Here is a 14,510-nt window from a genome sequence, read left to right as displayed (position 1 = left end):
CGTCAAGGACAGTGGAAATAAGAAAGTATGCTTCATCGTCCGCCTGCAGCTACCATTTTTCGTCATCAGAGAGTGCTTCTCGACAAACTACGATAAAAAATTATAATGCACTACAAGCCTTTGTCATAGTTAATGACTAAAGATGGAAATCAGAGGGTGAAATGACATGGCGTTGTATGACGTTCTTGGCATGGGGCTTCTCTTTGTCGGGGGGGTCCTCATAGTTAATGGGATTTGGTTACTTGGACGCGGCGACGGTTCTGATGTCGCCGTGTTTAATCTCCTCACCGGAATTATTACGTTCGCAATCGTGATCTGGTGGGGATTTGGAGGGGAAGCTTCAGCGGGGACACCGTTCGAAGCAGCTGGAACGATGCTCTTTTCGTTTACCTATCTCTGGCTCGGGGTGAACGCATATCGAGGGATTGAAGACCAACGGTCATTCGGCTGGTACTGTGCCTTCGTGGCCGTTGTGGCTGTTCCCACCGGGTTTCTCGTCTTACAAACAGGGGATGTCGGGCTTGCAGTTCTGTGGTGGATTTGGGCCGTACTTTGGGCCACGTTCTTCATCCTTCTCGGGCTAGAACGCACCGAATACACCGGATCAATCGGCGGATTCACGGCAATTGTCGGTATATTAACTGGCGCTGCTGGCTATCTGATGGCCGCCGGATTTTGGCCGTGGGCCTGAGCGGTCAGGTCCATCAGCGTATGAATATGTGCTATGTTATAATTCCGAATACCATTCGAAAATGAAATGAATTATATTTTTCATAACTATTAAGCTTAGACGGAGAGAACATATACGCGGAGTCAACTGACCGGAGATAGCTATGCCAGAAGTAACATTCGAAGTTGACGTAGACAGTCCGCCTGATGAACAACCCGGTGCCAACCCATTCAATCGGTGGCATCCGGACATACCTGCCGTCGTTGAGGCCGAATTGGGAGAACCCATGCGCCTCGAAGCACTCGACTGGACAGGAGGCCAGATTCAAGACAACGACAACGCAAACGAGGTCCGTGACGTAGATCTAAGTCAGGTGCATTATCTGGCAGGGCCAGTTCATGTGAACGGTGCTGAACCTGGTGACTTGCTGAAAGTGGAATTCCTCGACATGGGACCACTCAACGACCGTTCTGAGTTTGGATTCACTGGAACATTCTCACAACAGAACGGCGGCGGGTTCCTCACTGATCATTTTCCCAACGCAGCGAAATCGATTTGGGACCTTGACGGCTACACCGTCTCATCTCGTCACATTCCGGACGTCCGCTATCAGGGGAAGATCCATCCCGGATTGGCAGGGTGTGCTCCAGATCACGAACTTCTCGAAGAGTGGAACGAGCGCGAACAAGCACTCATCGACAAACACGAAGAGGATCCAGAATCGATCCAGAATCATCCGACTGGCGAAGCGGAACCGCCGGTGGCGAATCCCCCGACGAAGGAAGGCGCGCTGATGGGTGAGATGGACGCAGACGAAGCCGAAGCGGCTGCCGAAGAGGCAGCACGGACCGTTCCACCCCGTGAGCACGGTGGAAATCACGATATCAAGGACCTCTCGATTGGATCCACAGTATACTTTCCGGTCTACGTAGAGGGGGCAAAGTTCGGTGTTGGGGATTTCCACGCGTCTCAGGGTGATGGTGAAATCTCATTCTGTGGGGCAATCGAGATGGCTGCGTACATCGATCTCGAGTTTGATCTCATTAAAGATGGCATGGACAAGCACGGCGTCGATCATCCAATATTCGAGCCGGGGAATCGTGGGCCAACGTTCGAAGACTACGTTACCTTCTGTGGGTATTCGGTCACAGAAGACGGAGAGCAACACTACATCGACTCGCACACCGCGTATCGGCGCGCTTCGCTCCAGGCAATCGATTATCTGAAGAAATTCGGATACACCGGCCAACAGGCCTACCACATCTTGGGGACGGTCCCCATCGAAGGACGACAGAGCGGAGTCGTTGATGTCCCTAATGCCTGCTCGACGCTCGCCCTCCCGAAAGGCGTGTTCGATTTCGACATCTCTCCAGGGAATTTAGGCGAGGAGAAAGACCGCGGCAACATTAGTATTACAGATGACCCGCTTGGATGACGCCGTCCGGACGATCCGGCGAAGCAGCCTTGTCGGCATTTATGTCGTGATCGCGTGAGGGCCATCAGCTATAGCCACAACTAATGAATTTCTTGTAAGCATTTCGACTACTCAGAGGTATGTCTCGAAGAGTTCTGCAAGCTCAGCTTGGACAAGTTCGCGCATTGCGTCAGCACGCGCCTGTCGACGGGTTCGTTCGTCGAGGTAATTGCGCTTGGACACCGAAGCATCGCGGCTCCCCTGTGCGGCCGCGACTGCAGCGGTGCCTGCCTCGATCGAAGGACGCTGCTGGCGATAGAGACGGTACCACGTCCGCCGTCCCATCTTCGGGAGCGGATGCCCTCCGTCAATCCGGACGTTCGCCCGATCACCAAGATCTCGCAACCACCGTCGTGCGGTCTGTGTCGACATGGGCCGTTGGATCGACTGACCTGGCAGAAGGTATCCTGTCCACTCTTCCTTCACGCTGAGCACGTCGATTCGGTCGTGAATCGCATTGATGCCGACAAGAAGTTCGACCGTATTGCGTGTTCGGCGGGCGTTCTTCCGCTCGCCAGCGTCGAATGCGATATACGGCACTTCATCTTGTCCGGGATCAAGTACCAGCTGGTCCACGTGAAGCTCACACGCCTCGACAGGCCGCAACCCCCAACCAGCAAGTGCGAGCAGAAGAAACCGCTCATCGGCATTCGCAACAGCGAGCAGCGCATCGAGGTCCTCGCGTGAGAGTGCAGGATGGTCGTAGAGCGGCGTTTCGTCCCAGCCGAAGCGGTTCAAAAGATTCTCGGCCGGGTTATAGAGACTGCGCCCCATCTCTTCGAGGAACGTATACCAGTTCTGCACCGCCGAGACATACTTCTTTTTCGAGGCGAGAGTGCCCAACTGTTCGTCGAGCACCCGGAAGGTGTCGCGCACGCGTGCTATCTCGTCGGGCTTGGCCGTCTCGTCGAGCAGCGGTGTTAACAGGTCGTTTGTACCGTTTACGTCACAATAAGCCGTGACGTAGGTGTTCAATCTGGATCGACGCGGACCAACGGTAGTCCCAGCGCGCCCACGGTCGCGGTCGAGTTCTTCGAGGTAGTCCTCAAGTCCCTGAATTGTTGGTTCGTGGCCGATTCCCCATGCGTCCTCTGCGTCGTCGGGGGTGGGCGGGATGCCAACAGCGTCGTAAAAGTCGCCGGGAGAGAGGTCGTGATCACGTCGGAGCCGTGCGACAAAGCCCGAATAGTTTGATTTCAGCCAGCGATACGTCGGTGTCTCGGAGTCGGGGTCAACGTCAATATCGGGATCTGTACGTAGCGCTGGAATTATTTCCCTGCGGTAAAAGTCCGCGAAGTCCTCAAGCGTTTCAAAGCGTGTGTAGTGGGGCATAATTATTTAAGATGACGACCGCATTGAACAGCTCCGCTCTCTGTGCGTCTTCGGCGTTGGCAAGTACTTACCGAGCCTGTCGTAGCTGGTCTGTGACCTTCGTTTCTGGTAGGATCGTCATCCTTAGACATACGAACAGGCCTCACGAAGGACGTTTCGAAAATATGGATTACCTTGCTCTTGAGACTGCTCGAATATTGATTTTGAGTGGGTGAGTCCGACGGCGGACCCGTATTCGAGTATCACACCGTAGGTAAGGTCGTGGACCTCGCCACGGCCAGGAGAGTCGAAGGCGTACAGCTCAGCGAATTTGTCACCACACAGAGACTGCGCGCGGTCGACAAATGCCTTTGCGGCGGCTGAATGAGAGTCGTCCGACAGCGACTCGTTCGCGGCCTCATTGTTCATATCCCCGAGTTCGTTCTTCGGCGTCATTTAAATTTCCCCACGTAGTTGGGACGGCGAAGAAGCTTACCTGCTCTGAAACCAGCCATTTCATTGGGAATCGAAGGATCACATCCGCTTTGAATTCATACCCATCATTGGTAGCACATGATGAGCAGATGCGCACGTCCTTGGCTGAATTGAGGCGTTGCGTCCCTTTCCAGATTGAGATCCTTGTATTGCTAGTTGCAATTTTTCTGCTAGATTCGTGAATAGCACGTATACTCTTCTCGAAAAGTTTGAATAAACATAGGTAGCGAAACCAGTACGGCATAAACTTCGTCGTAAATATCCATGACATATCGACCTGGCTGACTGTAGCGCTAGTGTAGAGATAATCTACTTGCTGTAACTGTTTCATACTCTATTACTATATTACGGTTAACACCCCAAGCCTCCGAATACTCCGATGCCTCAGGACTGAGTGTTTCCTCTAATTCTCTATTATTTTCAGAGTCAGCCGGATCACTGCCTGCTTTTTCAGCATCGGTCCATATTTCCACTGTGTAAAACTCATTGCCCGGTAGAAACGTCAGGTATATCTGCTTCTCATGGTTCGATATGAATCTGGGATTCAAGATCAGAGTTCTGAGTTAATCTAGCTTCACTACTCTTGGTTTCGCTTGCTGATGAATCGAAAGCAGTTTCGGACACATTAACAACATGTAATACTGAATGTTGATGTTCTACAGCAGTCGATCCAATATTGAGTTTATTATTCTGATTGAGAGACGGTACAGACATACAGCCGCTACCGACACCCACACTTAAAAATTCAAACACTCGAATAAGCCCTCGATGCGATAGTTGGCCCATTAGTATAACATAATAGACAATAAAATCACAGGGAGGACGACGCAGACACAATGACATATCTCCTTGTGTTCACATGTGACCGCGCCGAACAGGCGTCGATCCACCGGACGAATAGTCATTTACTCGGTGGATGAATTGAGGTTAAGAGCGGCCACTCAGCTATTTGCTCTCATCGGTTGCGTTCGCGTACTGAAGATCGACCGAGACGAAGGTACCACGCTCTTGCCGTTCCAATGAGAAGCATACGAACCCGCAAGATGCTTTCGTGGGTCGGCAAGCGATACCCTCACGAGGACTCTTTGTGTTTGCGCCGGAGAGGATGTCATTCATCGTCATTCTCCATTTTGTCGAATCGCGAGCCATACAGTCGGGTATGACCCGGTGCGCTTGAACGACGCACGTTGTGGGGAACGGTTGAAACCTTCGCCGACGACCAATCGCTCTTCTTCCAGCCCGAGACCATTGTTGAGTAGGCGGTCGGATTTCGGGAAGAAGGTTGGCCCGTTCCGCCACCAGTTGTCTCCTCGATAGTTGCTTGTGCCTCGTCGCGTGCTTGTTTTATCTGCTCGCGCGCATCGAGAACAGAGCTACGGAATTCCTCGACAGCATCCCGGAGTTTTGACTGAATGGCCACCTGTATTGCTTGGGTCATCTCCTCGCCCAACTCGCCACCTCCGCTATTCAACGGCTCGAGTGAATCAGTCAGAGACGAACCATCTGTCCCACCTTCCTCATCGCTCTCCTTACTGTCCACAACGTCTTCGAGTTCGTCTTTTTTCCGCATGAACTCTCGAATCTCGACTGCATCCCAGAGCTCATCGAACTCGATAAGTGACGCCAGGTGTTTAAGTTCGACCGCTCGCTTGGGATCAGCGTTCGCAATCGCTGCCGGGACTTCCTCAAAATTGATAACGTTAGGCAATTCCCGTATATTAATAAATTCAAACAACTTTGAGACGTCAACCGTTTCGAGCAATTCTTTGGATTCTTTGATGATTTTCTGACTATCCTTGTTGTCATCTTTCGATAACATGCTGTCGAGGTCCCATCCTTCAAAAAACGATTTGCTGTCCTCACGATCTAACAATGCAGACAGGACATGATCGTCCGCATTCACTTCGCTTTCGGAACTCTGCATTTCTCGTATCTGCTCCGTGAGTTTTCGCACGACCATTTCACCAAGTAGCCGACTAAACTGTTCATAGAGTGTACTTTCAGCCGGTTCGGTTTCGTCACTGAAACTATCGAACAGTCCATCCTGAACTCCGTGTTGAATCCCTCGAATGAATTCGGAGGAAGCGTTACTGTCGGACTGTCCGTCTGATTCCTCACTCTCTGTCGTGTTATTTTCACCATCAGACAATGAATCAATTGCGGACTCAAGTCTCGCTACGGTCTCAGATATCTCCTCGCTCGACCTAGAGCTATTCATTTGGCTACTCTCCTGTAGAGACAGTTATTTAGTGTATTAGTGTTGAACAACGTATCCCAAATCCGAGGTCGCCGCGATAAAGAGGAACGCATTATGCGATCTCGCCATCGTATCCGATTATGAGTGCCTGAATCAACACCTGTTGAAAGATCGGTTAGATTGTCGATCGGAAGATCAAGCGTGATTTCATAATCTTCATCTATCGAGTAAATGGTCACAGCATGGTCTGTGCTGGCCGACGCTGACAGTGTTTCGGGGGTGTTGCCGCGTTCTGCAGATTGGGGACCGATACTGATGACAAACTCGTAGTCGTACATCGTATTACTGCTGTGTGCACTTCTGCTTCTGATTCGTGGTCGCTGGTTTCGGTCGTCTGTGTCGACGATGGTTTCGAACAGGTCGGTGAGTGCTATATGGACAAGTTCGCATTCACTCACCCTTTCTTCCTGATTTGCTTTGGAGTCGTCTGTTGTCATTAGCAGTTTTCTCCACTTTGTTGGTGACTGTTTCAATGCGCTTTGTGCACTTCGTTGAGTTATTCCTCCAGCTTATGCCATCCAGTCACGTATTCTTTCCCATCATATACGTTACGACGAACTGGCTTCGTGCGAATTCTTCGGGTTACCAGGATCAACCTACGCTACTACTCAGTCTGTACTCTTTGCTTGCACATGACTGCTCGAGATATCATAGAATTCATATCACCCGTGGTGACCGTGCTCTCTGGATTGTCCCTGCATTCATCGTTGTAGATGGAGATAATAAGCCCGCGGACACAGTTCAAGGGACACCTGAGCTCGTGTGTGGACGCAGTCGATGACTGTTTCGTTAATTCATTCAATCCGGTTCGTCGGTAAGAATTTGTATATGTTTCTTGCTGTTACAGACATACATTTGTAATGGAGTCTATTCGATGCTTACTACCAGATGCATAGAGACAGGAGGACCTCGAATATCGAGAAAGAAGAGTACGGCGAATGGTCTCAGGCGTTCACATTGTGCTCGACGACCCAACACCCAATTAATTTCATCGCCTATAATTGTCCAATTGTCGAATAAATTCCAGTGAAGGTGAATAGAGACAAATCAGAGTGAATCCTCACCTCTTCAGAGTCTTACCAACGTCCCTCCTTCCCTTGGAGGAGCACGAAGCAAAGGAGACATAACTACTCCCTTCCACTTCGAACGGTTCAGTGGTATGCGATTACCATTCATTGTATCCGGTGTCACCGCGACGGTACCGACTCGAGCAGTTGTACTCTCGAATCTCACCATTCGACCCGAGATGGATCTCGTAGCGACCCATGATGTCCTGAGTATCCGGTACCGAGTGACGCTCAACGACGTCAACTGCGACCGTCCAGGTACTGTCGTTGCGGTGTATTGCCGCAATGCCGTCAAGGTCGCGGCCGATGAGATCAGCCGCTACCTCTTGGACATGGTCTCGAATTTCGATCAACTCCGCCTCATCCGTGCTGATTTCGTCAGTGTCTGTTTCACTTGACTTTTCCTCATCCTCTGTGCCTTCGTTTTTTGTCTCACTGTCTTCAATTTGTTTTCCATTCTCAGATTCTTCGTTATCACTTTTGTCAGTCATTTCTGTATTACTGTTTTCATCCACCGATTCGTGGTCTTCATCGTTGCTTTCGCGTTCGTCTCTATCGTCGGCGCTATTCAGGGAATCGAGCGTGGATCTAAGTTTCGTCGCAGTTTCGGCCACACTGTCTTCGCTGTTCGGTTCGTCATTCGCGGACCGTTGGTTTGGGGGAATCATTATTGTTTGGGTGTCTGTAACCGTACGATCGGCACAACTGAGATAAACATTGGATCGACAGTAGGACCGGACAACGCTGTGTTCGGCCGGTACCAGTCGGAGGCGCTCGTTGCTGAACGTTTCCGAAGGTCGACTGCGATTCAAAGTATACTCTCATTCGTATCTTCTGGAATTTGGCTAACTGTAGGCTGGCCTAGCAGGCACTCAGCGAGCCGACTGAAGGATCTAAAGGGATGGTTCGGATCAGTCAGCACCATCCTTCGTAATCAGTATAGCTACGACGATACCGACTCAACCGGTGATAGCCGGTAATCTCGCCGTCAGAGTCGAGGTGGACCTCATAGCGACCAATGATATCCTGAGTGTCCGGTACTGAGTGACGCTCGACGAGATTGACGACGACTGTCCAGTTGTCCTCTTCGCGTCGAATCGAACTAATTCCGTCGAGGTCACGGCCGATGAGATCCGCCGCAACTTCTCTAACACGGTTGCGAATAGCGATGAGGTCTGCTTCTCTGTCCGCAAAATCCGACTCATCCATTCCAGGGTCGGTATCTGTCGTCGTCTCGCTCTCTTCTTCACCGTCCTCGACTTCACTCAGTCGACGCTCGATGAGTACCTTCGCACCTTTTCGATCCTTGTTGTCAGCTTCGGCCTTGAACATCGACTGGAGCTCATCTGGATCATCGATCGTTTCGATCTCGTTTTCCAGCTCGTCTATCGTATGTTCGCTCGGCTCGATGGCTGTCATCGTCGTTTGTCTTTTATGATTGAGTGGAGCACACTTCAGTAATCACTTGGCTGGTCATACTACTGAAGAGTGAAACACCGTGCGTTCGATCTGGGCAGCCACTTGGTTATCGTCATACCTTTATTCCGACTCGGATTGCTCGATCTGTGGATCGGATTTGTCCGGTGCTGACTGCACCATCGGCGACGTTCCAATCTCGAGGTTTTTGAGATCCTCCAAGTCACCGGACTCACACACTTCCTCAAGTATTGAGATATGCTTTGCATAGTGAAGGAACGTATCAACCGATGCAACGACGATCCGTGCTTCGACCGTGAGGATCTCGATGCCGACGATCGACACTCGTGCCCAGAGATCGATGACCACCCCCTTATCAAGGATACGATCAATAACCTCGACAAGGCTCGACGTATCTGGACGCTGACTTTGACATTGGCTTGTTGTATTCACACTCATTTCTTCATAATTTTATTCCGTAACCATTTTTACGCTTTGGGGTGGCAAATACAAGCGCCTTCAGAAATCTCGAATCGGGCTTTCATTTGCCGGCATCATATTATTGCATCCCGATTTGTAGAGAATGTAAACAACGACTAGTAGATTGAGGAAGGTCAATCATGAGCGATTCACACTACTACGCGTACGGGATTATCGAGAATGAAGAGTATAATCTCAAGGTTACCGGCGTCGGTGGCGCGGACCGCGTGTATACGGTTAATCATCGGCCGCTGGCAGCTGTCGTAAGTGATATCGATACGCTTGAGCCAGAGCAGACGGACGAGAACCTTCGTGCGCACGACAATGTCCTTAGGGCGGTCATGGAGGACGGAAGACGAACGGTCGTTCCGATGCGCTTCGGGATGGTATTTAAGGACGAACGGACGCTCAAGAACGTGCTCCGGGGGGGCCGAGGAATGTTCAATCGCGCGCTATACGAGATCGACGGGACAGTCGAGCTCGGGGTGAAACTCATTGCCAATGAGGATGGCACCTTCGATCGGGAGGCAATTCGCGAAGACGTCGCTGATCGGCTCAGAGATATGAGCGTACAAGAGGCAGAAAACGGACTATTCAGCGACCGTCTCGTGATGAATCGATCATACCTCGTCGATCACGATCAACAGGCCGCGTTCGGTGCAGCGATCGACGAGATCACTGAAGAACACGACGATCATCTATCCGTCCAGTATAGCGGCCCTTGGGCACCGTACAACTTCATCGATATTGAGATTGGAACACAATAATGACATTCATCATTGACGACCTGCTCTTTCGACCATTCGTCACACTCGCCGATATCATCCGGTCAACGGCAATCGACGAACTGTATGACATTGACGAGATTCAAGATGACATCAAGGAAAATCGCCTTCTGTACGAAATCGGCGAACGCTCACGTGAGGAGTACGACCAGCGACGAGTCGAATTGGAGCGCCAACTCGATGTCGCAGAACAGGCCCGCAAGACGATCAGCGGCAAAGTCAAGGTAAAACAGTAATGGCGAACGATGACTACCCGGACAGCAGCATCGACTCGCTGCTCAATGACCTACTCGGGGTACTCACAAATAAGAATAGAAGCTGTCGGGGAGTGGATAGTGATCACAGAGAATTCGGATGGGCACGCGTCGGTCACGAGTTCTCAATTGGGATCGGTACACCAGCCGATAGTGAAAGCGATAGCAACGAGCAGGTGGGTGATTCGTGCCTGTCAGAAACACGGAGGCGACACAAAGCAACACTAAGTACGTTGGATGGAGCTAAGGACGAAGCAGAGACCGGAGGGAACAGAGCTGGGACTATCAGGGACCGGCTCTGTCTATCAAACCCGTTTCGACGAGTGAACATTGCAATTTCGTCGTTGTCCGGTGGCGATCGTATCATCGATTCGTCAGAGGCGATTCAAGTCCAGATACAATCGCGTCTGATCGATCAAATCAACGAATTCATAAAAAGTTCACTAAATGTTCGATTAAATAATGTATACGAGCGGACCGAAAAGCTATTCGATGTCGTCGACCGACTCTCCGTGCGAATCCAACAGCCTACTCATCGTTGTCCCCGTCGGTTGTTGCGGGAACTATCCGGATTTCGACAGTCACTAAGACGGGACAATATTCGACTGCGAAAGACCAGCGACGCATCGACGGTGACCGAACTGAAATCAATCGAAGTGATGCCAATGAGTAACCAAAGTGATATCAATGACTAATCAACGTGGAAGCCGAAGCGGTAGTCCGACCCGAAAACACAACGACTTAGCAGACATCGTCGAGATGCTACTGGAGAAGGGTGTCGTTATCAATGCCGACATTGCGGTGACGATTGGTGACACGGAACTCTTAGGAATTCAGCTCCGGGCAGCACTCGCGTCGTTTGAGACGGCCGCAAAGTACGGTCTCGAATTCCCCACAGGAACTGATATGGAATGCGTTGCGGAAGCCTCCGGACAGAACGCAATCAACGCTCGCAAAACGAGCGACGAAGACGAGGAAGCCCAGACTTCTGAACTCGAAGATCAGGAGCAAGAACGGGAACAGGAAGCGGACGGTGGCACGCCCGTTGCACCGCTTTCCGAACCGCCGATCACAGAACACGCTCCGTGGCTGAAAACACCACCAATCACCAGGGATCGTGACGACTTCAAAACGGGAGAGAAGATGTACACTACGAACTATCCTCGGATTGATTCTGGCGTATCGACGAGACCCCGACCGCGACGCTTGGGCACCGATATCACATCAATCCGATCTAACGAGTCCGAGGCGTCTGAATTTGACGACGTTGAGAGCACCGACGAACGGAACGAATCCGCAGAAGAGCCATGACGAGGATTAATGTCGACGGCGAGAACGCACGCGACGGCCTCATGACACTCGTCGTAACGATCGTTGAGTTGCTGGTCGATGCGATGGAGCGCGAAGCAATCCGTCGAATGGAGTCTGAGATGCTCACTGACAAGGAGGTAGAACGCCTTGGTGCGCAGCTCGCTTCGCTCGAAGCAGAGATTGACCGGTTGAAAACCGACGAGGGAATCGATGGACCAGTCGATGACCTTCGTGGCGAGCTAAACGGGCTTGTCAACGATCTTGTCCACCAAGTCGACGACCCGCGTCAACCACACCCCGGTCACAGCCTATTCAAGAATGAATGACGCCACTATCAAAGAGGGTCGCTACCTCTATTGTGCCGTATCAATTCCCAATGAAGAGCCCGATTTTTCGGTTACGGGTATCGATGACGAGCCAACGGAACTCATCGCCGTTGACGACGTAGGATTAGTCGTTCACGAATGCAATGACTTATACGATACTGATGAGGTGGATCTCCTTCGTAAATGGCTGCTTCAACACCAGCAGGTGGTCGATGCTGTAGGCGAACGTTTTGGAACGCCACTGCCATTTCGGTTCGATACGATTATTCAGGGGAACGACGATCGCGTTCGCGAATGGGTACGTGAGCAGGTGGACGCGCTCTCCCATCATCTCGATATGCTTTCGGGCTTCTGGGAGTATCACGTCGACGCCACGATCGAAGAACACGAACTTGAAGACGGTCTCGAAGCGAAAGACGAGCAACTCCGAGAAATCACGACGCGTATGGACGAGTCGGAAGCTGGTGGCGGGACGAACTTTCTGCTCAAAAAGCAATACAACCAGCGTCTCACCGTGTTGAAGCGCCGCCGGTGCGACGAACGAGCAAGAGCTCTTTGCGATCGTCTCACAGACATTGTTTATGAAGTACACGATCGAGACATCAGTCAACAGTCGATTGACCTCACAGACAGTGAGGATGATAAAGACGATCAAATGACCACTCAGCTAGCTCGACTAACGCTGCTTGCACATGAAGACCGCGAGGAGGAGATTGGTGACATACTCGACGATGTCGCTGCAGAGCCTGGGGTTACGGTCCGCTTTACTGGTCCGTGGCCACCTTATACATTTGCACCAGCGATCGGAGACGAACGGGTGAGTGAAGATGCAACCAACTAAACGGGACGATGATGCGGTCGTCGACCTTCTCGACGTCATTCTCCGTGACGGAGCTGTTCTTGAAGCCGACGCTGTCATCACCGTTGCTGACATCCCACTCGTCGGGCTCAAACTTCGGGCAGCGATTGCGGGCATGACCACGATGACTGAATACGGAATTTTTGAAGAGTGGGACTGGCGATACCGGCATCGAGCTCATGGTGAAACCACTGGAGAGAATAATCTGCAGCGAGAAATGTGAACAAGTGTCGTGGCAGTCATTTATACAAAGTTATACAGGAGGATTAAATTAATGTCTTTTCGGTGACTTGACACCGCATTCACTCAGACTCTCGTCCGTTGAGTTCATCAGCGAGCTGATTCGCAAGCAATTGAAGTTCTTCATCAGACATATCATCAAGATATCTCGACATCTCTTCCAGAGATACTTCGTTGTCCGATTCGTCTTCGGCTTCAGATTCTTCCTTGTCTGATTCGTCCGTACTCTGGAATGAAATAGCCGCTTCGAGCTTTTGTCCGAGTATATCACCTATTTTGCGGCCAAGAATCGATCCAATCGTGCTCGTAATTATTCTCGTTACAGACATCTGTTATCTCCAGCGAGAGTATCAACTACCCTCACATCAGCATAATCAGCATCTTACAAAGCGCTTTCTACCAAGTAATAAACAATATCGAATAAGAATAAATGTGGAGTAACATGTTTTGCAATATTTTTGAATATATCTCACAAGGATAATAACAGGGTTGTCCCTCTCACGTCTGTAGATCTCAAATCGGGCAGCAGTACACGTTCATATAGCACACAAGCAACTCAATCGTCCACTCTCTACCAATTCGAGAAATGACGTTCAGAGGACACTCAGCCAGATTCTCGCTGTCGACGAGAGTAATACGATCGAGCCACCCTCCTGATCATGCTCGTCGACCTCGATTGCAGTTCGTACTGGCATCGAGCCGCAAGTGGATTGTCTGAATGATCGCTCAGCGACGGCTCCACGCTCGCATCACGAGCTGTAATACATGGACGAAGACACCAGCGACGGCGATGTAGATGCCGATCGTCTGAAGCGCGATCGACGCCCGCCGTTGATCGCGCACTCGCCAGATCTCCCATCCCAACCGAAGGAGGAAGCCGAGGAAAATGAGTACAAAGCCGACCGTGAGCAGGAGTGGCAGGATAAACGATCCGATGGCGATTGCGATGATTCCGCCGATGAATGCGACATTGGCGGCCGTACCCCATGATTCGAACGTCTTCGAACGCGCATAAACGTACGCCCCGATCACGGCCGTGAGCAGCGTCACAACGATTGCCGTCACCACAAGGATCGTCGGCTGGTCACCGCGAGGGGCAAACGAGAGCACGCCAGCCCCGAAGATGCCAAACGCGAGCTGCAGTAGGACCACGCCGACGAACGCGACGCCCACGTCACCACCTTTCACGCCGCGCTCGGCGAGCAGATGTCCAGCCATGATCGCCGCACCGTACACAGCAACGCCGATGATTGGCACCGAGAACAGGTACTCGTTGATGGTTGCGAGCGGTGTCACGACGAAAACGTACATCAAGAACACATTGATCCCCATCAGTGCGCTCGCTCCGCCGATGATTCGGGCATCACGACTTGAGAGCCCGAAGCCGCGCTCGGTTTCTTGGGCGGTATCGACTGAACTCATTACTGTACATAACCGGCTTACGGACAAAAGGATGGACCTCTCAAGACGGAAGTTTAACTACGCGTGAAAAGAAAGCGGGGCTGATTTGTAGTATCTATGCCAGAAATCGACCGTCAATAAGCGGGTCGCTGCCTTTGAGCCGA

General features: G+C 51.3%; 17 protein-coding genes. 8 read left to right on the top strand and 9 right to left on the bottom strand.

Translation table 11 applies throughout. From position 1 onward, the window contains the following. Nucleotides 1-166: 166 nt before the first annotated feature. Both MW898_RS18865 and fmdA read left to right on the top strand, forming a co-directional pair. Nucleotides 167-691, top strand: a complete 525-nt coding sequence (locus MW898_RS18865; protein ID WP_248909856.1) for an AmiS/UreI family transporter — start codon at nt 167-169, stop codon at nt 689-691. 142 nt (nt 692-833) lie between these two features. Continuing rightward, nucleotides 834-2,105 (top strand): formamidase, encoded by a 1,272-nt coding sequence (gene fmdA, locus MW898_RS18860; RefSeq protein ID WP_248909855.1) that lies wholly within the window; start codon nt 834-836, stop codon nt 2,103-2,105. A gap of 111 nt (nt 2,106-2,216) precedes the next feature. Here the strand turns inward: fmdA and MW898_RS18855 are convergent, their stop codons facing one another. From MW898_RS18855 to gvpA, 7 genes are all read right to left on the bottom strand, one after another. Then, nucleotides 2,217-3,476, bottom strand: a complete 1,260-nt coding sequence (locus MW898_RS18855; protein WP_248909854.1) for a site-specific integrase — start codon at nt 3,474-3,476, stop codon at nt 2,217-2,219. Nucleotides 3,477-3,599: 123 nt separating this feature from the next. Continuing rightward, entirely contained in the window at nt 3,600-3,911 is a 312-nt protein-coding gene (locus MW898_RS18850) for a nucleotidyltransferase domain-containing protein (protein WP_248909853.1), read from the bottom strand. A 984-nt stretch (nt 3,912-4,895) separates the two neighbouring features. Further along, entirely contained in the window at nt 4,896-5,066 is a 171-nt protein-coding gene (locus MW898_RS18845; RefSeq protein ID WP_248909852.1) for a hypothetical protein, read from the bottom strand. Next, nucleotides 5,059-6,168 carry a hypothetical protein gene (locus MW898_RS18840; RefSeq protein WP_248909851.1) on the bottom strand — a complete coding sequence of 370 codons (1,110 nt, stop codon included), beginning with the start codon at nt 6,166-6,168 and terminating at the stop codon, nt 5,059-5,061. Before MW898_RS18840 ends, MW898_RS18845 begins: the two co-directional genes overlap by 8 nt. A 1,204-nt stretch (nt 6,169-7,372) precedes the next feature. Further along, nucleotides 7,373-8,086 (bottom strand): gas vesicle protein GvpO, encoded by a 714-nt coding sequence (gene gvpO / locus MW898_RS25710; protein ID WP_277999936.1) that lies wholly within the window; start codon nt 8,084-8,086, stop codon nt 7,373-7,375. 103 nt (nt 8,087-8,189) lie between these two features. Next, nucleotides 8,190-8,693 (bottom strand): gas vesicle protein GvpO, encoded by a 504-nt coding sequence (locus MW898_RS18830; RefSeq protein WP_248909850.1) that lies wholly within the window; start codon nt 8,691-8,693, stop codon nt 8,190-8,192. Nucleotides 8,694-8,813: 120 nt separating this feature from the next. After that, nucleotides 8,814-9,143, bottom strand: coding sequence for a gas vesicle protein GvpA (gvpA, locus tag MW898_RS18825; protein WP_248909849.1), 330 nt, complete (start codon nt 9,141-9,143; stop codon nt 8,814-8,816). Between the two features lie 167 nt (nt 9,144-9,310). Between gvpA and MW898_RS18820 the strand changes: the two genes are divergently transcribed. The 6 genes from MW898_RS18820 (at nt 9,311) to gvpM (ending at nt 12,928) form a co-directional block, all read left to right on the top strand. After that, nucleotides 9,311-9,937, top strand: a complete 627-nt coding sequence (locus MW898_RS18820; protein ID WP_248909848.1) for a GvpL/GvpF family gas vesicle protein — start codon at nt 9,311-9,313, stop codon at nt 9,935-9,937. Continuing rightward, nucleotides 9,937-10,191, top strand: coding sequence for a gas vesicle protein GvpG (gene gvpG / locus MW898_RS18815; RefSeq protein ID WP_248909847.1), 255 nt, complete (start codon nt 9,937-9,939; stop codon nt 10,189-10,191). Before MW898_RS18820 ends, gvpG begins: the two co-directional genes overlap by 1 nt. Before the next feature lie 705 nt (nt 10,192-10,896). After that, on the top strand, nt 10,897-11,520 hold the full coding sequence (gvpJ, locus tag MW898_RS25705) for a gas vesicle protein GvpJ (protein WP_277999934.1): 624 nt from the start codon (nt 10,897-10,899) through the stop codon (nt 11,518-11,520). After that, a complete protein-coding gene (locus MW898_RS18805; RefSeq protein ID WP_248909846.1) occupies nt 11,517-11,846 on the top strand; it encodes a gas vesicle protein K in 330 nt (109 codons plus the stop codon). The genes gvpJ and MW898_RS18805 overlap by 4 nt, the downstream gene beginning before the upstream one ends. Then, entirely contained in the window at nt 11,839-12,687 is an 849-nt protein-coding gene (gene gvpL / locus MW898_RS18800; RefSeq protein WP_248909845.1) for a gas vesicle protein GvpL, read from the top strand. Before MW898_RS18805 ends, gvpL begins: the two co-directional genes overlap by 8 nt. Continuing rightward, nucleotides 12,674-12,928, top strand: coding sequence for a gas vesicle protein GvpM (gvpM, locus tag MW898_RS18795; RefSeq protein ID WP_248909844.1), 255 nt, complete (start codon nt 12,674-12,676; stop codon nt 12,926-12,928). Before gvpL ends, gvpM begins: the two co-directional genes overlap by 14 nt. A gap of 79 nt (nt 12,929-13,007) precedes the next feature. Here the strand turns inward: gvpM and MW898_RS18790 are convergent, their stop codons facing one another. After that, nucleotides 13,008-13,274, bottom strand: coding sequence for a hypothetical protein (locus MW898_RS18790; protein ID WP_248909843.1), 267 nt, complete (start codon nt 13,272-13,274; stop codon nt 13,008-13,010). 397 nt (nt 13,275-13,671) lie between these two features. Next, a complete protein-coding gene (locus MW898_RS18785; protein WP_248909842.1) occupies nt 13,672-14,367 on the bottom strand; it encodes a hypothetical protein in 696 nt (231 codons plus the stop codon). Nucleotides 14,368-14,510 lie beyond the last annotated feature (143 nt).

The sequence above is a fragment of the Halocatena marina genome (assembly GCF_023276375.1).
Taxonomy (GTDB): domain Archaea; phylum Halobacteriota; class Halobacteria; order Halobacteriales; family Haloarculaceae; genus Halocatena; species Halocatena marina.
Note: the sequence above shows the minus strand (reverse complement) of the source record. Positions and strands in the feature narration are given on the sequence as shown.

Excerpts from the sequence above, each read along its gene's own strand:
- MW898_RS18865 (WP_248909856.1), top strand. The coding sequence starts at position 167 with ATGGCGTTGTATGACGTTCTTGGCATGGGGCTTCTCTTTGTCGGGGGG.
- fmdA (WP_248909855.1), top strand. The coding sequence starts at position 834 with ATGCCAGAAGTAACATTCGAAGTTGACGTAGACAGTCCGCCTGATGAA.
- MW898_RS18855 (WP_248909854.1), bottom strand. The coding sequence starts at position 3,476 with ATGCCCCACTACACACGCTTTGAAACGCTTGAGGACTTCGCGGACTTT.
- MW898_RS18850 (WP_248909853.1), bottom strand. The coding sequence starts at position 3,911 with ATGACGCCGAAGAACGAACTCGGGGATATGAACAATGAGGCCGCGAAC.
- MW898_RS18845 (WP_248909852.1), bottom strand. The coding sequence starts at position 5,066 with ATGAATGACATCCTCTCCGGCGCAAACACAAAGAGTCCTCGTGAGGGT.
- MW898_RS18840 (WP_248909851.1), bottom strand. The coding sequence starts at position 6,168 with ATGAATAGCTCTAGGTCGAGCGAGGAGATATCTGAGACCGTAGCGAGA.
- MW898_RS18830 (WP_248909850.1), bottom strand. The coding sequence starts at position 8,693 with ATGACAGCCATCGAGCCGAGCGAACATACGATAGACGAGCTGGAAAAC.
- MW898_RS18820 (WP_248909848.1), top strand. The coding sequence starts at position 9,311 with ATGAGCGATTCACACTACTACGCGTACGGGATTATCGAGAATGAAGAG.
- gvpG (WP_248909847.1), top strand. The coding sequence starts at position 9,937 with ATGACATTCATCATTGACGACCTGCTCTTTCGACCATTCGTCACACTC.
- gvpJ (WP_277999934.1), top strand. The coding sequence starts at position 10,897 with ATGACTAATCAACGTGGAAGCCGAAGCGGTAGTCCGACCCGAAAACAC.
- MW898_RS18805 (WP_248909846.1), top strand. The coding sequence starts at position 11,517 with ATGACGAGGATTAATGTCGACGGCGAGAACGCACGCGACGGCCTCATG.
- gvpL (WP_248909845.1), top strand. The coding sequence starts at position 11,839 with ATGAATGACGCCACTATCAAAGAGGGTCGCTACCTCTATTGTGCCGTA.
- gvpM (WP_248909844.1), top strand. The coding sequence starts at position 12,674 with ATGCAACCAACTAAACGGGACGATGATGCGGTCGTCGACCTTCTCGAC.
- MW898_RS18790 (WP_248909843.1), bottom strand. The coding sequence starts at position 13,274 with ATGTCTGTAACGAGAATAATTACGAGCACGATTGGATCGATTCTTGGC.
- MW898_RS18785 (WP_248909842.1), bottom strand. The coding sequence starts at position 14,367 with ATGAGTTCAGTCGATACCGCCCAAGAAACCGAGCGCGGCTTCGGGCTC.